21 protein-coding genes are annotated in these 21,845 nt (G+C 72.5%); 6 read left to right on the plus strand and 15 right to left on the minus strand.

Annotated elements, in window-relative coordinates; all coding sequences use genetic code 11:
* The first annotated feature begins 25 nt into the window (after positions 1–25).
* Positions 26–733, plus strand: a complete 708-nt coding sequence (locus AOQ37_RS24435) for a gamma-glutamyl-gamma-aminobutyrate hydrolase family protein (protein ID WP_062646862.1) — start codon at positions 26–28, stop codon at positions 731–733.
* Between the two features lie 276 nt (positions 734–1,009).
* Here AOQ37_RS24435 and AOQ37_RS24440 read toward each other — a convergent pair whose 3' ends face one another.
* Positions 1,010–1,939, minus strand: coding sequence for a LysR family transcriptional regulator (locus AOQ37_RS24440; protein WP_062646864.1), 930 nt, complete (start codon positions 1,937–1,939; stop codon positions 1,010–1,012).
* Positions 1,940–2,009: 70 nt separating this feature from the next.
* Here AOQ37_RS24440 and AOQ37_RS24445 point away from each other — a divergent pair, with 70 nt between their 5' ends.
* Positions 2,010–3,176: a TDT family transporter gene (locus AOQ37_RS24445; RefSeq protein ID WP_062646866.1), complete on the plus strand. Its 1,167-nt coding sequence runs from the start codon at positions 2,010–2,012 to the stop codon at positions 3,174–3,176.
* Here the strand turns inward: AOQ37_RS24445 and AOQ37_RS24450 are convergent.
* From AOQ37_RS24450 to AOQ37_RS24465, 4 genes are all read right to left on the minus strand, one after another.
* On the minus strand, positions 3,088–3,807 hold the full coding sequence (locus AOQ37_RS24450) for a helical backbone metal receptor (protein WP_062646868.1): 720 nt from the start codon (positions 3,805–3,807) through the stop codon (positions 3,088–3,090). The two genes, AOQ37_RS24445 and AOQ37_RS24450, sit on opposite strands and share 89 nt — an antisense overlap.
* Positions 3,807–4,379 carry a helix-turn-helix domain-containing protein gene (locus AOQ37_RS24455; protein ID WP_062646870.1) on the minus strand — a complete coding sequence of 191 codons (573 nt, stop codon included), beginning with the start codon at positions 4,377–4,379 and terminating at the stop codon, positions 3,807–3,809. Before AOQ37_RS24455 ends, AOQ37_RS24450 begins: the two co-directional genes overlap by 1 nt.
* A gap of 492 nt (positions 4,380–4,871) precedes the next feature.
* Positions 4,872–6,668, minus strand: coding sequence for an ABC transporter permease/substrate binding protein (locus tag AOQ37_RS24460; RefSeq protein ID WP_062646872.1), 1,797 nt, complete (start codon positions 6,666–6,668; stop codon positions 4,872–4,874).
* Entirely contained in the window at positions 6,661–7,746 is a 1,086-nt protein-coding gene (locus AOQ37_RS24465) for a quaternary amine ABC transporter ATP-binding protein (protein WP_062646874.1), read from the minus strand. The genes AOQ37_RS24460 and AOQ37_RS24465 overlap by 8 nt, the downstream gene beginning before the upstream one ends.
* A 207-nt stretch (positions 7,747–7,953) precedes the next feature.
* On the opposite strand from AOQ37_RS24465, the gene AOQ37_RS24470 reads away from it, so the two are divergent.
* Both AOQ37_RS24470 and AOQ37_RS24475 read left to right on the plus strand, forming a co-directional pair.
* Positions 7,954–8,892, plus strand: coding sequence for a 5'-3' exonuclease (locus AOQ37_RS24470; RefSeq protein WP_234437001.1), 939 nt, complete (start codon positions 7,954–7,956; stop codon positions 8,890–8,892).
* Between the two features lie 161 nt (positions 8,893–9,053).
* Positions 9,054–9,899 carry a siderophore-interacting protein gene (locus AOQ37_RS24475; protein ID WP_062646884.1) on the plus strand — a complete coding sequence of 282 codons (846 nt, stop codon included), beginning with the start codon at positions 9,054–9,056 and terminating at the stop codon, positions 9,897–9,899.
* A 70-nt stretch (positions 9,900–9,969) separates the two neighbouring features.
* On the opposite strand, the gene AOQ37_RS24480 is transcribed toward AOQ37_RS24475, so the two are convergent.
* The 3 genes from AOQ37_RS24480 to AOQ37_RS24490 form a co-directional block, all read right to left on the minus strand.
* Positions 9,970–10,746: an ABC transporter permease gene (locus tag AOQ37_RS24480; protein ID WP_062646886.1), complete on the minus strand. Its 777-nt coding sequence runs from the start codon at positions 10,744–10,746 to the stop codon at positions 9,970–9,972.
* Complete coding sequence (locus AOQ37_RS24485) at positions 10,743–11,774, minus strand: ATP-binding cassette domain-containing protein (RefSeq protein WP_062646887.1); 1,032 nt, start codon at positions 11,772–11,774, stop codon at positions 10,743–10,745. The genes AOQ37_RS24480 and AOQ37_RS24485 overlap by 4 nt, the downstream gene beginning before the upstream one ends.
* A 164-nt stretch (positions 11,775–11,938) precedes the next feature.
* Positions 11,939–12,562: a PadR family transcriptional regulator gene (locus tag AOQ37_RS24490; protein WP_062647231.1), complete on the minus strand. Its 624-nt coding sequence runs from the start codon at positions 12,560–12,562 to the stop codon at positions 11,939–11,941.
* Between the two features lie 325 nt (positions 12,563–12,887).
* Between AOQ37_RS24490 and AOQ37_RS24495 the strand changes: the two genes are divergently transcribed.
* Entirely contained in the window at positions 12,888–14,444 is a 1,557-nt protein-coding gene (locus tag AOQ37_RS24495) for an amino acid permease (RefSeq protein WP_062646889.1), read from the plus strand.
* 68 nt (positions 14,445–14,512) lie between these two features.
* Here AOQ37_RS24495 and AOQ37_RS24500 read toward each other — a convergent pair whose 3' ends face one another.
* Positions 14,513–15,094 carry a GNAT family N-acetyltransferase gene (locus AOQ37_RS24500; RefSeq protein WP_062646891.1) on the minus strand — a complete coding sequence of 194 codons (582 nt, stop codon included), beginning with the start codon at positions 15,092–15,094 and terminating at the stop codon, positions 14,513–14,515.
* 65 nt (positions 15,095–15,159) lie between these two features.
* Between AOQ37_RS24500 and AOQ37_RS24505 the strand changes: the two genes are divergently transcribed.
* Positions 15,160–16,131, plus strand: a complete 972-nt coding sequence (locus tag AOQ37_RS24505) for an RluA family pseudouridine synthase (RefSeq protein ID WP_062646893.1) — start codon at positions 15,160–15,162, stop codon at positions 16,129–16,131.
* Here AOQ37_RS24505 and AOQ37_RS24510 read toward each other — a convergent pair.
* From AOQ37_RS24510 to AOQ37_RS24535, 6 genes are all read right to left on the minus strand, one after another.
* Positions 16,125–17,645, minus strand: a complete 1,521-nt coding sequence (locus AOQ37_RS24510) for a cytochrome P450 (protein WP_062646895.1) — start codon at positions 17,643–17,645, stop codon at positions 16,125–16,127. The genes AOQ37_RS24505 and AOQ37_RS24510 overlap by 7 nt on opposite strands.
* A gap of 113 nt (positions 17,646–17,758) precedes the next feature.
* Positions 17,759–18,379, minus strand: coding sequence for a GTP-binding protein (locus AOQ37_RS24515; RefSeq protein WP_020128348.1), 621 nt, complete (start codon positions 18,377–18,379; stop codon positions 17,759–17,761).
* Complete coding sequence (locus AOQ37_RS24520; RefSeq protein WP_062646897.1) at positions 18,360–18,791, minus strand: DUF742 domain-containing protein; 432 nt, start codon at positions 18,789–18,791, stop codon at positions 18,360–18,362. Before AOQ37_RS24520 ends, AOQ37_RS24515 begins: the two co-directional genes overlap by 20 nt.
* Positions 18,788–19,195 (minus strand): roadblock/LC7 domain-containing protein, encoded by a 408-nt coding sequence (locus AOQ37_RS24525; protein ID WP_062646899.1) that lies wholly within the window; start codon positions 19,193–19,195, stop codon positions 18,788–18,790. The genes AOQ37_RS24520 and AOQ37_RS24525 overlap by 4 nt, the downstream gene beginning before the upstream one ends.
* Positions 19,192–20,820, minus strand: a complete 1,629-nt coding sequence (locus AOQ37_RS24530) for a sensor histidine kinase (RefSeq protein WP_234436993.1) — start codon at positions 20,818–20,820, stop codon at positions 19,192–19,194. The genes AOQ37_RS24525 and AOQ37_RS24530 overlap by 4 nt, the downstream gene beginning before the upstream one ends.
* Positions 20,821–21,100: 280 nt before the next feature.
* A complete protein-coding gene (locus AOQ37_RS24535) occupies positions 21,101–21,727 on the minus strand; it encodes a TetR/AcrR family transcriptional regulator (RefSeq protein ID WP_062646905.1) in 627 nt (208 codons plus the stop codon).
* Between the last annotated feature and the right edge of the window lie 118 nt (positions 21,728–21,845).

Genomic DNA, 21,845 nt, shown 5'->3' on the forward strand with positions numbered 1-21,845 from the left:
ATCCATTGCGGGAGCGGGAGGACACATGGCAGAGGGCGCACGGCCGCTGATCGGCGTCAGCACCTATCTGGAGTCCGCGACGCGCTGGGGTGTGTGGGCGCTGGACGCCGTGCTGCTGCCCGTCGGGTACCCGCGGCTGGTGCAGCGGGCCGGCGGGCTGGCCGTGATGCTCCCGCCGGACGCTCCCGAGCACGCGGCGGCGGCCGTGGCACGCCTCGACGGTCTGGTGATCGCGGGCGGCCCCGACGTCGAACCGGTCCGCTACGGCGCCGAGCGGGACCCGCGTACCGGTCCGCCGGCCCGGGAGCGGGACACCTGGGAGCTGGCCCTGATCGAGGCGGCGCTGGCGGCGGATCTCCCGCTGCTCGGCATCTGCCGGGGCATGCAACTGCTGAACGTCGCGCTCGGCGGCACCCTGACCCAGCACATCGAGGGGCACGCCGAGGTCGTCGGCGTCTTCGGCACGCACCCGGTCAAACCGGTCCCCGGCACGCGGTACGCGGCGGCCGTCGAGGAGGAGACCTCCGTTCCGGCCTACCACCACCAGGCCGTGGACCGTCTCGGCAGCGGCCTGATCCCGTCGGCGCACGCGGCGGACGGCACCGTGGAGGCGGTGGAACTGCCGTCGGCCGCCTGGGTACTGGGCGTCCAGTGGCACCCGGAGATGGACGAGGACGTCCGGGTCGTGCGCGCCCTGGTGGAGGCGGCCGGACTCGGCCCGTCCGGCGCTTGAGGACGAGGCCGTCCAGGCCGAAGGGGGTCCGGGCCGAAGGGGGTCCGGGCCGAAGGGGGTCCGGGCCGGAGGGGGGTCCGGGCCGGAGGGGGCTCCGGGCCGGAGGGGGCTCCGGGCCGGAGGGGGGTCCGGGCCGAAGGGGGCTCCGGGCCGAAGGGGGCTCCGGGCCGAAGGGGGCTCCGGGCCGAAGGGGGGTCCGGGGGCACAGCCCCCGGGGGACGGGGAGGGAAGGGACGGCGGGGCGGCAGCGGTGGCAGCGGTGGCAGCGGCGGCAACCTACCCGCGCGTCAGTGACAACAGCTCCCGGGCCGGCCCCGCGGGCCGATGCCCGGTCGGCCACACCGCCCGCAGGTCCCGCGCCAGCGCGACCCCGTCCACCGGCACCTCCACGAGCCGCCGCAGCCCCAGCTCCTCACCGACCGCCAGCTCGCTCAGCACCGCGGGCCCCGCGCCGCTGACCGCCGCCGCCTTGACCGCCGTCGTCGAGGACAGCTCGATCAACGGCCGGGCCAGCCCGCCCAGCGCCGTGTCCAGCACCTGCCGCGTCCCCGAGCCCTTCTCGCGCAGGATGAGCGGCGTCGAGGCCAGCTCCGCCGCGGGCAGGGGCCGCCGCCGGCGCGCCCAGGGGTGGGCGGGAGCGACGACGACGATCAGCCGGTCGTGGGCTATCACGGCCGAGTCGAGGCCGGGCGGCACCGTGAGGCCCTCCACGAAGCCGAGGTCCGCCTCCCCGGCGAGCAGCCGCTCGGCGACGGCCGCCGAGTTGCCGGCGAGCAGCGACACCGCGGTGTCCGGCCGCCCGGCACGCAGCGCGAGCAGCCAGCCGGGCAGCAGGTACTCGGCGATCGTCATGCTCGCCGCCACCCGCAGCCGTGAGTCACGGCGGACCCGCAGCGCCTGCGCCCCCGCGTCGAACGCCCGTGCCGCCTCGACGACCCGCCCCGCCCAGTCCGTCACCAGCGCGCCGGCGTCCGTGAGCCGGGAGCCGCGCGGCGACCGGTCCACCAGGGCCACGCCCAGCTGGCGTTCCATGGAACGGATCCGGCTGCTCGCGGCCGGCTGGGTGATGCCGAGCTCCCGCGCGGCCGCGCCCAGGCTGCCCAGCCGTGCCACCGCCAGCAGCAGTTCCAGCGCGCCCAGGTCCGGGACGCGGTGCGCGATCGATCCGTGCGCGGTGTCCGCGGGCTGTTCCTCGACGCTCCCCATAAGCCCAGCTTATGCCCCCATAGAGGCATCCTCCCTGGTCGCGGACGGACGGCCGGGCGACCGTGGAGTCATGGTCACCGCCGCCCAGCCTCTGTACGCCCTCCCCCGTGCGCGAGCCGGCGCCGTCCGTCACCTCGGACCGAACTGGTACGCCACGGTCATGGGGACCGCGATCCTCGCCACGGGGGGAGCCGCGCTCCCCGTCCACCCGCCGGGGCTGCGGCCGCTCCTCACCGTCTGCTGGGCCCTTTCCGTCGTCCTGCTGACGGCCCTGCTCGGCGCCCGTGCCCTGCACTGGCGCCATCACCGCGACCAGGCCCGTGCCCATCTGCTGGATCCGGGGGCCGCGCCGTTCTACGGCTGTCTCGCGATGGCGCTGCTCGCGGTCGGCGGCGGCGCCCTCACCGTCGGCCGGGACCTGATCGGGGTCCGGGCCGCGGTCGCGCTCGACGCCGTGCTGTTCGGCGTCGGGACGGCCGTCGCCCTGACGGCCGCCGTCGCCGTCCCGTATCTGATGGCCGTCCGTCACCGGGTGCGGGCGTCCGAGGCCACGCCCGTGTGGCTGCTGCCGCTGGTCGCGCCCATGGTGTCCGCCGCGCTCGGGCCGGCGCTGGTGCCGTATCTGCCGGCCGGGCAGCCGCGGCAGACGCTGCTCCTGGCGTGCTTCACGCTGTTCGGACTGAGCCTGCTCGCCACGCTCGCCATGCTGCCGCTCGTGTTCGCGCGGCTGCTGACCGGCGGGCCGCTGCCCCTGTCCCTCACCCCGACCCTGTTCCTCGTCCTCGGCCCGCTAGGGCAGTCCACCACCGCCGTCGGGAAGTTCGCGGAGGTCGCTCCGGGGGTCCTGCCCGGCCCGGACAGCCGCGGTCTCGCCGTGCTCGCCGTGCTGTACGGGGTGCCCGTCATGGGGTTCGCGCTGCTCTGGCTGTGCCTGGCCACCGCGCACGTGGTGCGGGCCCGCCGGCTCGGGATGGGCTTCGCGATGACCTGGTGGGCGTTCACCTTCCCGGTCGGCACCTGTGTGACGGGGGCGGCGGCACTGGCCCGGCACACCGGGCTGGTCGCCTACGACGTGCTCGCCTGCGCGCTGTACGCCGTCCTCCTCACCGCCTGGGGCGTGGCAGCCGCGCACACCGTCCGCGGGCTGCTCAGCGGTGAGCTGCTCGCAGCGCCTCGCCCAGCACCCGCGGCGCCTCGGCGAGCGACGGGCCGTACCACGTCAGGTGCCGTCCGCTGAGCAGCGCGCAGGGCAGACCGGGGAAGGCCTCCGGGCCGTCGTCGGCGGTGAAGCGGTAGGGCTCGTCCGGCAGCACCACCAGGTCCGGCGTGGCGGCGAGCAGTTCCCCGACCGGGATCCGCGGATAGCGTTCGGGGTGCCCGGCGTACAGCTGGTCGACGCCGAGGCGGGCCAGCACGTCCCCGGCGAAGGTGTCGCGGCCCAGAACCATCCACGGGCGGCGCCAGACCGGTACCACGGCCGTCCGGCGGCGGGCGGGCGCCGGCGGCGCCGCCCACGCCTCCTCCGCCGCGTCGAGCCAGTGCGGCCGCGCGGGCGCCCCGCACGCCCGGAGCACCCGCGCCAGCTCGGCGAAGGCCTGCGGGACGTCCCGGACCTTCGTCACCAGGACCTCGACACCGGCCGCGCGCAGGGCGGCCAGGTCCGGTTCCCGGTTCTCCTCCTCGTTGGCGATCACCAGGTCGGGGGCGAGCGCGACGATGTCGTCGCCCCGGGGGTTCTTGGTCCCGCCGATCCGGGTGACGTCGAGGTCCGCCGGGTGATCGCACCAGTCGGTGGCGCCGACCAGGGCGCCGGGCACAGAGGTGGCGACCGCCTCCGTGAGCGACGGCACCAGCGAGACGATCCGCACTACCGCTTCCGGCCCCGGTCCCGTACCGCCTCGATGTGCTCCGCCACGGCGACCACGACCACCCGGGTGTCCGGCACGGTCGCCCGCCAGCGGTGGCGGACCCCGCCGGTGAGGTACAGGGTGTCGCCGCGGCCCAGGCGGTAGGCGCGGCCCTCCGCCTCGATCTCCACGGCACCGTCGGCCACGAACATCAGCTGGTCGTTGCGGTACTGGAATTCACGGCCGGCCTCGTGGTCGCCGGTGAACTCCGAGGCGTGCATCTGGTGGTGGCCGCGGACCAGGGAACGGGAACGCGGCTCCGGCCCGGGCTCGCTCACCTCGGCGCGCACGACGTCCACGCTGCACGCGGGGTCGGCGGCGGCGAGGAGCTCGACGGCCGTGGTGCGCAGGGCGTCGGCGACCTTCTCCAGGGAGCTGGTGCTGGGCCGCGCGCGCTCGTTCTCGATCTGGCTGAGGAACGGGACCGACAGACCGCTGCGCTCGGCCACGACGGCGAGGGTGAGCTCCAGGGACCGGCGCCGGCGCCGCACGGCCGCGCCCACCCGCAGGGGCTGTTCTTTGTGGTCGCCCATCGCTTCGGCTCCCTCCTTAGCTCGTCGCTGCCATGACGTCCTCCACGCCCTCTGAGGAGTTGTCTGCACCCTACGCATGTTCGGCAAACCGTTTCATGCGCCCGTCACATCGAGGACACCTGGCGTAACAGCGGACCTCACAGTTCGCGCCAGCCGATCGGCCCCCGGACGCCCCGGGTACGGACCAGCACCCCGGTTCTCCGGTTCAATGCGCGAACGGCCACGCATGTTCCCGCTCGTCCCCGGCTTCCGCAAGACCTCGGCTCGGGCATGGGCATGGCTCTCCGTACTTGGCCGGATCCTTACCGTGGCGGAGGCGGCGGGGAGCCGGACGACGCGCCCGGGAACGCCGGTGAACGGCGGGCGGGCCGGGCTGGGAACGGACGCGGACGACACGAGGGGCGGGCTCCGACACGGCCCGGAAGGCCTTGCGTCGGTGCCCGCCCCTCGTCAGGCGGTCACGGTGCTGTCAGGTCACCGGGCCGCCCGGCTTTACTGCCCCGAATCGGCGACCGGTACCCACTTCTCGACCAGAGCTGGATTCTCCTTCAGCCAGCTCCGGACCGCTTGCTGCTCCTTGCCCTTGCCGGCCTTCTGGATCCGCGCCTCCAGACCGGTGAGCTGGGCCTCGGTCATCCGGAAGTCCTTCAGCCACTTGCCGATCTCGGGGTTGTCGGCGGCGAAGCCCTTGCGGGCGACGGTGTGCACACCGTCTCCATTGCCCCAGGCGCCCTCGGGGTCGTCGAGCTTCTTCAGGTCGTAGTCGCTGTACGCCCAGTGCGGCGACCAGAGCGTGACGACGATCGGCTTCTTCGCGGCGTAGGCGCGCTTGAGTTCGGCGAGCATCGCGGGAGTGGATCCGTCGACGACGGTGTAGGCGCCGTCGAGGCCGTACTCCCCGAGGACCTTGTCCTTGAGCAGGCCCATCATCCCGGCGCTGGGCTCGATGCCGGTGATCTTGCCGTCGAACTCGGCGGCGTGGCTCTTCAGGTCCGCAAGGGAACCGACGTCCTTCACGTACGAGGGGACGGCGAGCTCCAGGGAGGTGGGGCCGTACCAGGAGCCGAGATCGTCGAGCTCGTCGCCGTACTTCTTCCAGTACTCGTCGTGCGTGGTGGGCAGCCAGGCGTCGGTCTGGAAGTCGATCTGCCCGGTGGCGACGCCGGTGTACAGGGGGCCGGCGGCGTACTGGGTGGTGGTGACGTCGAAGCCGCGCTCCTCCAGGAGTTCCTTCCAGAGGTAGGTGGAGGCGATGCCCTCGTCCCACGGGATGTAGCCGATCTTGACCTCCTTGCCCTTGCCGATGTCCGAGGCGGAGGCCTCGGCGGTACCGGAGGAGGGGCCGAAGACGTTCGTGCCGCCCGCGACCAGGGCGAGCACGACCACGCCGACCACGGCCACGGCCGGGCGCGGACGGTACGTCCACACGGTGCCGCGGGCCTTCGCGGCGGCGCGGCGGCCGAGCGGGGAGATCCGGGTGCCGAGGGCGCCGGTCATCCGGTCCAGGTAGATGGCGAGGACCACGATGGCGAGGCCCGCCTCGAAGCCGAGCCCGATGTCGAGCTGGCCGATGGCCTCGTTGACGGCGCCGCCGAGGCCGCCGGTGCCGACCATGCCGGCGATGACGACCATCGACAGGCCCAGCATGATGACCTGGTTGACGCCCGCCATGATCGTCGGCAGGGCGAGCGGAAGCTGCACGCGCAGCAGGGTGTCACGGGGCGTCGTGCCGAACGCCTCGGCGGCCTCGACGAGTTCGGCGTCGACCTGGCGGATGCCGAGTTCGGTCATCCGGACGCCCGGCGCGAGCGCGAAGATCAGGGTGGCGACGACGCCCGCGGGGACGCCCATGCCGAAGAACAGGATGGCCGGGATCAGCAGGACCATCGACGGCATCGTCTGGAGCAGGTCCAGGACCGGGCGCAGGGTGGCGCCGACGGCCTTGGAGCGGGCGGCCCAGATGCCCAGCGGGAGGGAGACCACCAGGGCGATCACCGTGGCCACGAGCACCAGGGAGAGCGTCGACATCGCCTCGTCCCACAGGGCGAGGGAGTCGATCAGGGCGAACCCGGCGAAGGCCAGGACCCCCGCGACGAGACCGCGCAGCCACCAGGCGAGCACGGCGAGGATGCCCGCGAGGAGCAGCGGCTCGGGGGCGGTGAGGACGGCGTCGAGACCGTCGTACATGCCCTCGACGACCGTCTTGATCGCGTCGAAGAGCCAGGACATGTGGGTGACGAGCCAGTCGACGCCGGAGTCGACCCGATCGCCGAGGTGGAGCCTAGGCACGGGCCGTCACCTTCTTCCCGCCGTCGCGCGGACTGTCGCAGGCCGTCGCCCCGCCCCGCTCGTCGCCGAGGAAGCCGACGAGGCGCTGTCCGGGGACGACGCCGACGAGTTCCCGTTTCCCGTCGAGGACGGCGACCGGGTGGGTCAGGCGGGCGCTGAGCGCGCACAGGGCGGTGAACGGGGTGTCGGGGGTGGCGGTCTCGCAGCCGCAGTCGGCCTCGTCGCCGCGCACGACGGTGTCCATGACGGCGGAGGCGGTCAGCACGCGCGAGCGGTCGACGTCCTGGATGAAGGAGGCGACGTAGTCGTTCGCGGGGCGGAGCAGGATGTCCTGTGCCGTGCCGGTCTGCACGATGCGGCCGTCGCGCATGACGGCGATCCGGTCACCCAGGCGCATGGCCTCGTTGAGGTCGTGGGTGATGAAGACGATGGTCTTCTTCAGCGTCTGCTGGAGCGTGAGGAGCTGGTCCTGCATGTCGCGGCGGATCAGGGGGTCCAGCGCGCTGAAGGACTCGTCCATCAGGAGCAGGTCGGCGTCGGTGGCGAGGGCGCGGGCCAGGCCGACGCGCTGCTGCATGCCGCCGGACAGCTCGTCCGGCCAGGACTTCTCCCAGCCGGCCAGACCGCACAGGCGCAGCGCCTCGGCGGCGCGCTCCTCGCGTTCGCGGCGGGGGACCCCCTGGACGGCGAGGCCGTAGGCGGCGTTGTCGAGGACGCTGCGGTGCGGGAAGAGCGCGAAGTGCTGGAAGACCATGCTGATCTTGTTCGCGCGGACCTCGCGCAGGTCGCGGTCGGCGAGGGCGGTGAGGTCCTGGCCGTCGAAGAGGACGCGCCCGGCGGTCGGCTCCAGCAGGCCGTTGAGCATCCGCAGCAGGGTGGACTTGCCCGAGCCGGACAGGCCCATCACGACGAAGATCTCGCCCGGTTCCACCGTGAAGGAGGCGTCGATGACGGCGGCCGTGGTGCCGTCGGCGCGCAGCTCCTCCCGGTCGGCTCCCTCCCGGAGCCGCTCGACTGCCTGCTGCGGTCGTCTGCCGAACACCTTGTGCAGGTGTTCGGCCTCAAGCCTGGAGGACACGCGTACCTCTCGTCGGGAACAGGAATCGGAGCACTCGGCGACAGCAAACAGTTGAAAACGCAACCGGGTATCACTCCGAGGCCGCCCCTGCCCAGGTCCGATGGGGGCAAACGGACGAGTGGTTCAGTTCACAGCGGGTCCCGCCAGAGGTTCACTCCTGCCACGGGAGTGAATTCACGCCGGAGGCCGGGGCCGTCGTGCGGCATGATGCGAGGCGTGACCGGACGACTGATGCTCCTCGACACCGCCTCGCTCTACTTCCGCGCCTACTTCGGCGTCCCGGACTCCGTGAAGGCACCGGACGGCACTCCGGTCAACGCCGTGCGCGGGCTGCTGGACTTCATCGACCGGCTGGTGAAGGACCACCGCCCGGACGAGCTGGTCGCGTGCATGGACGCCGACTGGCGCCCTCAGTGGCGCGTCGACCTCATCCCCTCCTACAAGGCGCACCGCGTCGCCGAGGAGCGCGAGGCGGGGCCGGACGAGGAGGAGGTGCCCGACACGCTCGCGCCGCAGGTGCCGATCATCGAGGCGGTCCTGGACGCGCTCGGCATCGCGCGGGTGGGCGTCGCGGGCTACGAGGCGGACGACGTGATCGGCACGTTCACCGGGCGGGCGAAGGGCCCGGTGGACATCGTCACCGGCGACCGCGACCTCTACCAGCTGGTGGACGACGCGCGCGGGGTCCGCGTGCTGTACCCGCTGAAGGGCGTCGGCACGCTCCAGCTCACCGACGAGGCGTGGCTGCGCGGGAAGTACGGCGTCGACGGGAGCGGCTACGCGGATCTGGCGCTGCTGCGCGGCGACCCGAGCGACGGCCTGCCGGGCGTGCCGGGCATCGGCGAGAAGACCGCGGCCAAGCTGCTGGCCGAGTTCGGCGACCTGGCCGGGATCGTGGCGGCGGTCGACGACCCGAAGGCGAAACTGACGCCGTCGCAGCGGCTGCGCCTGGACGAGGCGCGGCCGTACCTCGCCGTCGCGCCGAAGGTGGTCCAGGTCGCCGGCGATGTGCCGCTGCCGGACGTGGACACCGCCCTGCCGCACGCGCCGCGGGACGGAGCGACACTGGAGGCACTGGCGGGTCGCTGGGGGCTCGGCGGATCGCTCCAGCGGCTGCTGACGACGCTGGGCGCGCCACCCGCGTAACCATTGATCCCGTGTCGGGGACTGACAATCGTGGAACCCGGGGGTCATCCTCGGCATGAGATCCGGATGAGAGATCGGCAGACCTCTCGAACGGGCGGGCATCACCGGGGGGAGAGATGCTAACTTAGGTAAACCTAACCATACCCACATGGGAGGCCGTCATGGCAGAACGTCCGGCACGGAAGCCGCGGAAGCCTCATTCCGCGCAGGTCGTCCGCACCGAACGGCTCACCCCCCATATGCAGCGTGTCGTCCTCGGCGGCGAGGGCCTGGCCGAGTTCACCGCCGGCACCTGCACCGACCACTACGTCAAACTGCTCTTCGGCCCCGAGGGCGTGACCTACCCCGAGCCCTTCGACCTGGAGCGCATCAGGGCCGAGTTCCCCCGTGAGCAGTGGCCCGTCACCCGCACGTACACCGTGCGCAACTGGGACGCCGAACTGCGCGAACTGACCCTGGACTTCGTGGTCCACGGCGACGAGGGCCTGGCCGGGCCGTGGGCCGCGCGAGTCCAGCCGGGCGAGACCGTCCGCTTCATGGGCCCCGGCGGCGCCTACGCCCCCGACACCGACGCCGACTGGCATCTGCTGGCCGGTGACGAGAGCGCTCTGCCGGCCATCGCGGCCGCCCTGGAATCGCTGCCCGCCGGCAGCGTCGCCCACGCCTTCGTCGAGGTGTCGGGCCCCGAGGAGGAGCAGAAGGTCGACTCCGACGTGGAGGTCGTCTGGCTGCACCGCGGCGACCGCCCGGTCGGCGAGTTGCTCGTCGAGGCCGTACGGACGCTGGAGTTCCCCGAGGGCCGGCTGCACGCCTTCGTGCACGGCGAGGCCGCCTGCGTGAAGGAACTGCGCAAACTGCTGCGCGTCGAGCTCCAGATCCCGCGCGAGGACCTCTCGATCTCCGGTTACTGGCGCCTCGGCCACAACGAGGACGGCTGGCAGGCCTCCAAGCGGGACTGGAACGCACGGGTGGAAGCGGAGCAGGAGGGCGCGGCACCGGCCGCGTGACCCGACGGAAGCGGCCCGCACTCTGACGCGGGCCGCCCCTGCGCCCCCTCGGGGACGCGTCCGCCTGCGCCTACACGGACCGCTGGTACGACCGGAACGTCCTGATCGAGAGCCATACGGCCGCCGTCGCGAGCGCGAGGAGCGCCCCGCCGCGCAGGAGCACCGCCCCCGGGTCGGGATCGGCGGACAAGGCCGAACGTCCCGCGACCATCGCCCAGTCCAGCGGGTTGAAGCGGGCCACCTGCCGTATCCAGCCCGGCATCCGGTCCGGTGCCATGAAGGCGCTGGAGAGGAAGGTCAGCGGCAGCAGCAGGAACGTGTTGACGCCGATGATCGACTCCCGCTCCCGGACCAGCATGCCCAGGGCGTTGGACAGCGCCCCGAAGACCGTGCCCAGCAGCACCGAGGCGACGACCAGGACGACGACGCCCACGATCCCGCCCGGGTACTCCGCGCCGCCCGCCAGGCCCAGCAGCACGATGACCGCCGACTGGAGCGCGGTGACGATGCCGTTGTGGACGACATTGCCGTTCATCAGCGCGGCCCGGCTGGCCGGGGTGGTCAGGAAGCGGTCGAGGGTGCCGCGCTGGATCTCCTCCAACGTGCCCATGCCCGCCCACAGGTTGGAGCCGAGCGCGCTTATCACGACCACGCCGGGGACCAGGTAGTCGAGGTAGGAGGCCGTACCGAAGCCGCCCAGCGCCACGACGTTCTTGAAGAGGCTGCCGAACAGGAACAGCCAGATCACCGGCTGGATCAGCGTGATCACGGCGTACGCGGGCTGGCGGGCGAACACCATCAGCTGGCGTTGCGTCATGTACCAGGTCTGGACGATCGCGCTGCTCATCGCGCACCCCCGGCGAGGGTGAGGGCATCGGCGGCGGCCCCGCTCCCGGCCTCGGCCTCGGCCTCGGCGTATCGACGGCCCGTGTACCGCAGGTAGACGTCGTCGAGGGAGGGGCGGGCGACGGTCGCGGCGGCGACGGCCACCCCGACCCGCTCCAGGGCGCCGAGCAGCGCGGGTACCGCGGCCGCTCCGTCCTCCGCGCGGACACTGACCCGCGGCCCGTCGCACACCACCTCGTGGACGCCCGGCAGCTCGCCCAGGGCGCCCTCCAGCAGCGCCCGGCCGCCCTCGCCCGGCGCGGTGCGCAGCTCCACGTGCACGGCGTCGCCGCGCAGTTCGCCCTTGAGGGAGTCGGGCGTGCCCGTGACGACGATCCGGCCCCGGTCGACGATGGCGACCCGCTCGGCGAGCCGGTCGGCCTCCTCCAGGTAGTGCGTGGTGAGCAGGACGGTCAGCCCCTCCTCGCCGGCCAGCCGGCCGATCTCGTCCCACATCGCGCTGCGGGCCTGCGGGTCCAGGCCGGTGGTGGGCTCGTCGAGGAAGAGCACCTCGGGCCGGTGCACCAGGCCCAGGGCGACGTCGAGCCGGCGCCGCATGCCGCCGGAGTAGGCCTTGACCGGGCGCCGGGCGGCCTCGGTGAGCGCGAAGCGGTCGAGCAGTTCGTCGACGCGCCGGTCGAGTGCGGCGCCCCGCAGGCCGTGGAGCCTGCCCTGGAGGCGGAGGTTGTCGCGACCGGTGGCGACCGGGTCGGTGCCGGAGTTCTGGGCGACCACGCCGATCGCCCGGCGCACCCGGTCCGGGTGACGCAGCACGTCGTGCCCGGCGACGAGCGCCGACCCGGAGTCGGGACGGGCGAGGGTGGTGAGGATCTTGACGGTGGTGGACTTGCCGGCGCCGTTGGGGCCGAGCAGCCCGAAGACGGTGCCGGGTTCGACGGTGATCTCGAGGCCGTTCAGGGCGGTGACGCCACCGGGGTAGGTCTTGACGAGTCGACGCGCCTCGACCGCGGGCGCGCGGGTGTTGCTCATGACGGTGCTCCTTCGTGAGCGGACAGGACTGCTGATCCGCGTGAAGAGCACCGGGCTATCCTGGGTGTGCCGCACCTCGATGGCCCGGAACCGCCTCACCGCGGATTCCGTTCGGGGTTGGGGACCCCGGCGGAGCTGCTGCAACAGCCCTGCCGGGGTCGTTCTCAAGACGTGAATTCCGTGGGCAACTCCCCCGTCTCGTGGATGCGCCGCCAGTCCTCGACGCCGGGCAGTGAGCCCTTCCTGATCTCCTCGAGGAATCCGCCGACCCACTCGGCCTGCGCCTCGACCATGTGCAGGTGGTACTCGACCTCGACGAGGAAGAGCCTCGGCAGCGTCTCGTAGAGCTTGTCGAGGGCCCCCCGGCCACTGGCCACCTCGACCTCCAGCGAGCTGAGCCGGGTCTCCAGCAGGCGCACCACCTCGTCCGGAGGCAGCGCCGCCATCAGCGAGAGCGCCGTCTCGAAGATCGGGTACTCCTTCGCGGGGATGGCGATCAGGTCGGACAGCCACTCGGCCATCTCCTCACGCCCGGCCTCGGTGAGCCCGTAGACCGTGCGCTCGGGACGGTTGCCCTGGCGCTCCACGCCGGTCACCTCGACGAAGCCGTACTTCTCGAGGTTCTGCACGACGGTGTAGAGCGAGCCGTAGTTCGTCTTCGTGCTGGTGTCCTTGCCCTGGCTGCGCAGGGTCTGGGCGATCTCGTACGGATGCATCGGCTTCTGCCAGAGCGTCGTCATCACGGCGAGCGCCAGCGGGTTGCTGAGCTTGCGGCGCTTCCTCGCCATGACGACCACCTCACCTCACGACCGGCGGTTCACCGCCGGCAGACGCACCACCGAACAGACGCGGCACCGGCCGACGCCCGCCGCCAGAGGTACTGACGGCACGTGCGCGCGAGGAACCCGCTGCCGAATATCCGTAGCCGAACATATCGCGAGTCGGCGAGCCGCCGCAAGGGACGCGATGTAACGCGATCGAGTGAGGTGAGGGAGGACGTGAGGACTTGGGCCCGCACCGGACACGGCGGCGTGACGCGCACGAAACAGCGCGTCCCTAATTTCTGTCGCCCGACAGGAATTACGTCCCTCTGGGCCCAAGGCAGGTTCCGCCGTGACGACAACGACCCCTTCCGACGTACGCCCCGACCCGCCGCACTCCCCCGACCCGGGCGACGGCTCCCTCGCCGAGTTCGGCTACCGCCAGGAGCTGCACCGCAGCCTGGGCCGGTACGCCTCGTTCGCCGCCGGGTTCTCCTTCATCTCCGTCCTGACGACCGTCTTCCAGTTCTTCGCCTTCGGGTACGCCTTCGGCGGCCCGGTCTTCTTCTGGGCCTGGCCGGTCGTGCTGGCCGGTCAGCTGCTGGTCGCCGCGTGCTTCGCGGAGCTGGCGGCCCGCTACCCGATCTCGGGGGCGATCTACCAGTGGTCGTCACGGCTGTCGACGCCCTCGTTCGGCTGGTTCGCCGGCTGGATCATGGTGATCGGGCAGATCGTCGTGGTGGCCGCGGCCGCGCTGGCGCTCCAGATGGTGCTGCCGGCGATCTGGTCGGGCTTCCAGCTGATCGGCACCGACCCGGCACCCACCTCGCCCGACGGCGCGGCCAACGCGGCGCTGCTCGGCATGCTCCTGCTGGCGCTGACCACGTTCGTGAACCTCGTTGACAACCGCGTGATGTCCGTGGTCAACCGGGTCGGGGTGACGGCCGAGATCATCGGCGCGGTCCTCATCGTGGTGCTGCTGCTCACCCACTCCGAGCGCACCCCGAGCATCACCTTCCACACCGAAGGCGCCGCGCAGAGCGGCCTGTTCGGAGCGCTGCTGGTCGGCTCGTTCACGGCCGCGTACGTGATGATCGGGTTCGACAGCGCGGGCGAGATGAGCGAGGAGACCCACCAGCCGCGCCGGACCGCGCCCCGCACGATCCTCACCGCGCTCGGCGCGGCCGGTCTGCTGGGCGGGCTGATCGTGCTGGGCGGACTGCTCGCCGCCCCCAGCCTGACCGACGGGCGGCTCGGCGTCGACGGCCTCAGCTACGTCCTCACCAGCAGCCTGGGCGACGGGGTCGGCAAGGTGCTGCTGGCGGACGTGGTGGTCGCGATCGCGGTGGCGACGCTCGCCATCCAGACGGCGGCCTGCCGGATGCTGTTCTCCATGGCCCGCGACGGGCAACTGCCGTTCTCCGGCCGCCTCGCGCGCGTGAACCCCCGCACCGGCATGCCGAGCGCCCCGGCGCTGGTGGTCGGCGTCCTCGCGGCGGCGCTGCTGCTGCTCGACTTCGCCTCGCCGGACGCCTTCCTGGCCATCGGCACGACCTGCATCGTGATGCTGTACCTGGCGTACGCGATGGTCACCGGCCCGCTGCTGGTGCGCCGGCTGCGCGGCCGGTTCTCCTCGGCCGGCACGGACGAGACGGGCGCCCGCCTGTTCTCCCTGGGCCGCTGGGGAGTCCCGGTGAACGCCCTCGCGTTGGTCTACGGCCTGCTGATGACGGTCAACCTGGCCTGGCCGCGCGCGGCGGTGTACGACCCGGCGGGCGGCCACTGGTACTTCCGGTGGTTCACCGTGCTGTTCCTCGCCGCGACGCTCGTGGTCGGCGTGGCCTTCCGGACCTACCGCAGGCGGGCACCGGTCCCGGCGGCGCCCGTACCGGAGACGGCGACCGCGTAGACCCGGAGGCCGACGGGCGGGACGGAGGCCGACGGGCGGGGCGGAGAGGCGTGCACCCTCGGGGTGTCTCAGTCGCCCTGGACGCGCGCGTGGAGGTGCATGTCGTGCCAGCCGTCCTGGTGGAGGGTGGCGCTGCGCCGGGTGCCCTCCAGGAGGAAGCCCGCCTTCTCGGCGACCCGGCAGGAGGCCTCGTTGGCGGTGGCGTGCATCAACTCCAGGCGGTGCAGGCCGATCTCGTCGAGCGCCCAGCTTGTCAGCGCGGTCGTGGCCCGGGGCGCGACTCCCCGGCCACGGGCCGCCCGGGTCGTCCAGTACGCGACCTCGGCGACCCCCTCGGCGAGCACGATGGCGCGCAGCGCCACCCGCCCGAGCAGTGCGCCGGTGTGCTCGTCGACGACGGCCCACTGGGCGTTCCGCTCCCGCGCCCAGTCCTTGCGCCAGTCCTCGATCCAGCCGGCGACCTCCTCCTCGGAGTCGGCGGCCCTGATGTGCCACTGGTGCAGGGCGGGGTCCTGGAAGGCGGCGTACACGGCGGGGACGTCCTCGGCCCGCCAGGGGCGCAGCAGCAGTCCGTCGCCGCTGCGGAGCTCGGGCTGCGCGGCTCCCGAGAGGGTTCCGGCGGACAGGACGGGATCGGCGGTGAAGGGCATGGGCCGCATCCTGCCAACGGCCCGCGGCCCGGCCAACGGATTTTCCGCCCTTAGGCTTGACCCCGATGAGACGCCGTACGCCGCCCCCGCCCTCCCCGCTCCCGCAGCGCGACGGGATCGACCCGGTGCGGGTGCGGCTGCCCGGTGCGGGCGCCTGGGCGGGCGTGCGGGAGTACCTGGTGGAGCGGCTGGGCACGGCGCGGGCCGGGATCGTCGACGGCATGCTGGCGGCCGGGCTCGTGGTCGGCGCCGACGGGCGGCCGGTGGCGCCGGACGCGGCCTACGTGCCGGGGATGTTCGTCTGGTACCACCGCGAGCTGCCGCCCGAGGTGCCCGTGCCGTTCCCGCTGGAGATCGTGCACCGCGACGAGCACATCGTCGTCGTCGACAAGCCGCACTTCCTGGCCACGACCCCGCGCGGCAGCCATGTCACCGAGAGCGCGCTGGCCCGGCTGCGGCGGGAGCTGGACCTCCCCGCGCTCGGCGCCGCGCACCGGCTCGACCGGCTCACCGCCGGGCTCGTGCTGTTCACCGTGCGTCCCGAGGAGCGCGGCGCGTACCAGTCCCTGTTCCGCGACCGCCTGGTGCGCAAGGTGTACGAGGCCGTCGCGCCGTACGACCCCGGGCTCGCCCTGCCCCGGACCGTGCGCAGCCGGATCGTCAAGGAACGCGGGGTGCTGGCCGCCTACGAGGTGGCGGGCGAGCCGAACGCCGTGAGCCGGGTCGAACTCGTCGAGCACGGGGCGCGGGGGCTCGGCCGGTACCGGCTGCTGCCCGCCACCGGGCAGACCCATCAGCTGCGGGTCCATATGAACACCCTGGGCGTGCCCATCCTCGGCGATCCGCTCTACCCCGAGGTGGCCGCCCCCGTGGCGGCCGGTGACTTCCGGCGCCCGCTTCAGCTGCTGGCGCGGGAGCTGGAGTTCACCGATCCGGTCACGGGGACGGAGCACCGGCTGCGCAGCGGTCGGGTGCTCGAGGCCTGGACGTCGTACGAGGGCTGGGCCGCCGTGCCGCCGGCGGGGGCCGCTCAGTAGCCGCGCCACCAGGACAGGAAGCGCCGCCAGGCGCTGGGCCCGCGGACCGGCGCCGTCGGCTGCGGGGCGGGCGGCGCGGGGGCGGTGGCGGCCACCGGCTCGGGGGCGGTCGCGGCCGACGGCGCGGGAGCGGGAGCGCTGGTCGGCCCGGGCGCGGGCCGCGGCTGCGTGCTCACCGGCCGTGTCAGGCGCTGCGGCGGGATCGGGGCGTGGCTCGGCTTGTGCTTGACGTCCTGCTGGTCCTTCGGCTCGAACCGGACCGGCAGCTCCACCAGGTGGCGCGAGGCGATCGACATAGTCCATCGCAACTCGTCCTCTTCGCAGTCGAGTTGCACGTCCGGCAGCCGCATCAGCAGCGCGTCGACGCCGACGTCGGCGATGGCGCGGCCGATGTCCTGACCGGGGCACTCGTGCGGACCGCTGCCGAAGGCGAGGTGGGAGCGGTTGCCCTGCATGTGGGCGGAGAGGTCGGGCCGCACCTTGGGGTCCACGTTGCCGGGCGCCGGCGCGAAGAAGAGGCCGTCGCCCCGGCGGATGCGCTGACCGCCCAACTCCGTGTCCTGCTTGGCGAAGTAGCCGAAGATGGTGCTGAACGGGGGTTCGTCCCACAGGGACTGCTCGACCGCCTCCGCCACCGTCATCTGGCCGCCGTTGAGCTGGGCGAGGAAGCGGGGGTCGGTGAGGACCATGCGCAGCGCGTTGGACAGCAGGTTGACGGTCGCCTCGTAGGCGGCGAAGAGCACCAGGCGCAGATGCTCCCTGACCTCGTCGTCGGTGAGTCCCGCCGGGTGGCCGATGAGGTGGCTGGTGAAGTCGTCCTCGGGCTCGGCGCGGCGGCGGGTGGTGAGCCGGGCGAGCGCTCCCACGACGTACTCGTGGCTGGCGACCGCGGTCTCGCTGCCCTTGAGGGCGTCCCGGGCGGCGTGCACCATCTTGTCGTTGTACTCGTCGGGCATGCCGAGGACATGGCACATCACGGCCATCGGCAGGTGCTCGGCGAAGTCGCCGACCAGGTCGGCCCGGCCCTCCTCGCAGAAGCGGTTGACCAGCCGCTGGCTGGAGCGGTTGATGTAGCGGCGCACGCTGCGGTCGTCGATGGTCGCCATGGCGGCGGTGACCGCGCCCCGCAGCCGCTTGTGCTCGTCGCCCTCGGCGTGCGCGCAGATGGGCTGCCAGGCGATGTGCGGCATGAGCGGGTGGTCGGGCCTGACCTTGCCGTCCAGCATCTGCGACCAGGTGCGGGTGTCCTTGGTGAACTGCGAGGGGGTCCGCACCATGCGCAGGTTCTCGGCGTGTCCGAGGACCATCCACATCGGCAGGTCGTCGTGGAGCAGGACCGGCGCCACGGGGCCGTGTTCCTCGCGCAGTCGCTCGTAGAGTTCGTTCAGGTCCTCCGCGCCGGGGCCGTAGAGACGGGCCAGTCCGCCGGGGCCCCGGCCGTGCGCGGGGCAGGCGGGCGGCGGGTCCAGGGCGAGGTCGTGCGGGCCGTTCGCGGTGGGGTGTTCGGGAGTCACAGGGGGTCGCTCCGAAACTGTGCTGGATCCGGTGTGTGGGGAGGTGATCGTGCGGGTGGGAAGTGGCCGTGCGGGTGAGGTGGTTCCGTGCGGGTCGGACGAGGCCGCGCGCGTCAGGTGAGGCTCCGGGTCAGGGCCAGGGAGTGCAGGAAGCGCATGAGGGTCATCAGGACGTCGCGGCTGGAGGCGCGGCGGCGGACGTCGCACTCCACGATCGGGATCTCGGGCGGCAGGTCGAGGGCCGCGCGCAGGTCGTCGATGGGGTAACGGGGCCCGTCGGGGAAGGTGTTGACGGCGACGACGAACGGCACGCCGCCCTCCTCGAGCCGGCCCATGACCTCGAAACTGACCTCGAGGCGGCGGGTGTCGACCAGGACGACGGCGCCGAGCGCTCCCTCGAACAGCCCGTTCCACAGGAACCAGAAGCGTTCCTGGCCGGGCGTGCCGAAGAGGTAGAGCACGACCTGCTCGGTGATCCGGATCCGGCCGAAGTCCATGGCCACGGTGGTGGCGGTCTTGGTCTCGGAGCCGTAGTTGTCGTCGACCCCGATGCCCGCCTGGGTCATGGTCTCCTCGGTGGTCAGCGGCCTGATCTCGCTGACGGAGCCGACCATGGTGGTCTTGCCGACGCCGAAGCCGCCCACGATGACGATCTTCGCCGCGGCCGTCGTGGTGTGCGGCAGATGGTCCTCGGCCCGTGGGCCGGGGATCGTGTCAGAGCCGTTGAAGTCCATGCATCACCGCTTCGAGAAGGGAACGGTCGGGGAGCTGCTGCCGGACGATGGGGGCGCGTGCCTGGACGAGTTCGGCCGCCAGCATCTCGGTGAGCAGCACCGTCACGACGCTGAAGGGCAGGCCGAGATAGGCCGAGATCTCGGCCACCGACAGCGGGGCGGCGCACATCCGCAGCACCGCCGTCTGCTCCGGGGTGGCCGACGAGGGCGGTTCGGCACGCGCCACGACTAAGGTGACGAGGTCGACGGGTGCGCGCTCACCGTCCGCGCCCGTGATGATGTACAGCCGTTCGGGGTTCTTGCCCTCCCCCTCCGCGCCGTCCTTCGCGTCCTGCGGGGGCGGTGGGGGCGGTAGGGGCGGTGGGGGCGGTTGCGGCAGGGGTTGTCGCCGACGGCGTTGCGGAGGCGTCATACGCTCTGCCCGTTGCGCCGGGGCGGACTGGTCAGATGGGCGCCGATCCGGACCACGAGGTCGCGCATCATCCCGCTCATCCGGCTGGCCTCGCAGCGCACGTCGGCGAGGACGGCCAGATAGGCGTTGGCGCCGGCCGACATCATGTAGAAGTAGCCGCCGCTCAGGTCGATGACGACCATGTCCATCTCGCCGGTGCTCGAGTGGATCTCCTGGCCGACCGCGGCGGCCAGGCTCTGGAGGCCCGCGCAGGCGGCGGCGACCCGGTCGGCGGCGTCGGGGTCACCGGCGTAGCGGGCGATGCGCAGTCCGTCGGCGGACAGGACCACGATCATCTCGATGCCCGGAACCCCGTCGTACAGCTCCTTGAGCAGCCAGTCGAAGTTTTGGCGCTGCTGGATCACGTGAGGTCCCCTTCATCGTCGGCCTCGGGCTCGGCCTTGTCTTCGATCAGGTGCAGGTATGCGGTGGGATTACGGGTGAAGTCGGTGGGATGCACGCCGGGCGGGGCCGCTTTGACCAGCCCCTCCCAGAAGGCCTCGAAGGCAAGGCCCGGTTCCCGCTTCTTCTGGGGTTCCGGCTCGGGCTCCGGCCGGCGCTGTGCGAACGGGTCGGGCTTGCCCAGCCGTTCGGCCTCCTGGGCGGCGTACGCCTCGGCGTAGCGCTGGGTGATCGGGATCGTGGCCTTGCTGCGCCGCTGCGGCAGCCCCTGGTCGGTCCACTCGGTGACCTCGGGCACCTCGTCGTCGGTCAGGGAGACTCCCGCCGGGATACGCGCGTTGGTGGGGCGGCGCTTCTTGGGCGGGCGCTTGGGCCCCTCGCCGATCTGGCTCAGGTCGATCTGCGGTACGGCGGTGGCTCCGATGCCGTGCGCGAAGCCCGGGGCGGGGTCGGAGGTCTGCATCTCGCTCGGCACGATGAGGACGGCCCGGACGCCGCCGTAGGCCGAGGTGCGCAGCGAGACCTGGAGGTTGAACGAGGTGCACAGGCGGCCGACGACCGCGAGACCCAGGCGCGGGGTGCCGCCGACGTCCTGGATGTCGACGCCCGCCATGGCCTGTTCCAGCATGCGTTCGGCCTTGGCGCGGGCTTCTTCGCTGAGGCTGACGCCGGCGTCCTCGATCTCGATGGCGATGCCGGTCTGCACCTCGACGGCGTTGACGTGCACCTTGCTCTGCGGGGGCGAGTAGCGGGTGGCGTTGTCCAGGAGTTCCGCGAGCGCGTGGATGAGCGGCTCGACGGACAGGCCGCGGATGTTGACCTTGGCGATGGAGTCGAGCTGGATGCGGCGGTACTCCAGGATGCGGGACATGGCGCCGCGCAGCACGCTGTACAGCGGGACCGGCTGGGGCCAGTTGCGGCCGGGCCGGCCGCCGCCGAGCACACCGATGGAGTCGGCGAGGCGGCCGATCAGCGAGGTGCCGTGGTCGATGCGCAGCAGGTCGTCGAAGACCTCGGGGTTGCGGCCGTGGTCCTCCTCCATCTCCCGCAGTTCCGCGGACTGCTGGTGGACGATGGCCTGCACCCGGCGGGCGATGCTGACGAAGGAGCGCTGGGCCGAGTCGCGCAGGGACTCCTCGTGGTCGACGATGTCGAGGATCTTCCGGATCACGGCGCGCTGCGCGTCGTCGAGATCCCGGAAGTCGGGATCACCCTCGCTGAGGTCGCGCATCACCTCCCTGGGGGAATTTCCGGCGCGCAGCCATGCCACGGCCTCGGGCACGAACTCCTGGGCGAGGCGCCGGTTCTCCTCCGCGTGGCCGGCCACCCGGCGTTCCAGGTACGCGACGCGCTGGTCCCGCTCCGCGCGCAGCTCCCGCAGGCGCCGCCCACGGCGCACACACTCGGCTCCCGCCGCGGTCACCAGGAGGGTGGCGACGGCTCCGCAGACGCCGACGGCGAGCCGGGCCTGCGGCGCCACCAGGGCGACGGCGGCTCCGGTCACCGCGGCCATCAGTATCGCCGGCAGCAACAGCACGCGCGCATAGGGAAGTTCTCGGCGACCGGGTGGGGACTGAACACTCACCATGTGGGCACCCTCTGTAGGGATCTGTCGGCATCTTCGGGAAATTTTGGGAACAAGCGCACGATTACGCCTCAACTCGGTGCGCCGCGGGCGAGCTTAGTCCGACCGGATCATCGCCGTGTCATATTCGGCAACCGCCTGAAACCACTTCCGTACGTGGAGTAACCTCATCCCATTTGCACGTTCGGCATTCGGTCGAACACACAAAGTGACGGCGTACGGGTGTGCGGAACAGTTCACCGGGACGGATGAGACGAGCGGCCGCGTGCGGCTCGGGCGGTGTTCAGCTCCCCGCGATACGCAGTGCCGCGTCGGCGGTGGCGCGGGCGAATTCCGAGACGGAACGCTCCGGATCCGAGCGGTGCACCAGGATGACACCCTCGATGAGGCCGAAGACCAGGTCGGTACGGAGATCCAGCGCGCTCTTCGCCAGCACGCCGCCCGCCGCCGTGGCGGCGATCAACTGGCGGTAGGCGTCCTTGAGTTCGGCGCGCACGGCGTGGAAACCGGCGAACCGCTCGGAGCGCACCTCGGGCAGCAGGTAGAGCCCGCCCAGGTTGTGCGGACCGCCGCACAGCAGCTCGACGTCGGTGCGGCACAGCTCCCACAGCCGGTCCTCGGCCGTCCGCGCGTCGTCCGCGAGCAGTTCACGGGCACAGGTCAGCGAGGGGGTGACCGTCGACTCCAGCAGCGCGGCGAGCAGTTCCTCCTTGCCGGAGACGTAGTGGTACATGGAGGCCTGGCGCATGCCCGCGCGTTCGGCGACGGCCCGGGTGGTGGTGGCGGCGTAGCCGCGCGTGGTGAACAACTCCGCCGCGGCCACGAGCAGTTCGGCGCGCGGCGCGAGCCCGCTGTCCGGGCGCTGCGCGGCCCGCGGGCGGCCCACTCGACGTCCGCTGCTCGTCCCCATGCGTTCGATCCTCGCACACGGCCCCGGACGGCGATCTTCGCGCGACCCGGCGGGGAGGCCCCGGTGAGGAGTCGGTAACCGACCCGCAACCCGAGGGCAACGGCGGCGACCCGACCCG

The organism is Streptomyces maremycinicus (assembly GCF_001184025.1).
GTDB lineage: Bacteria > Actinomycetota > Actinomycetes > Streptomycetales > Streptomycetaceae > Streptomyces > Streptomyces maremycinicus.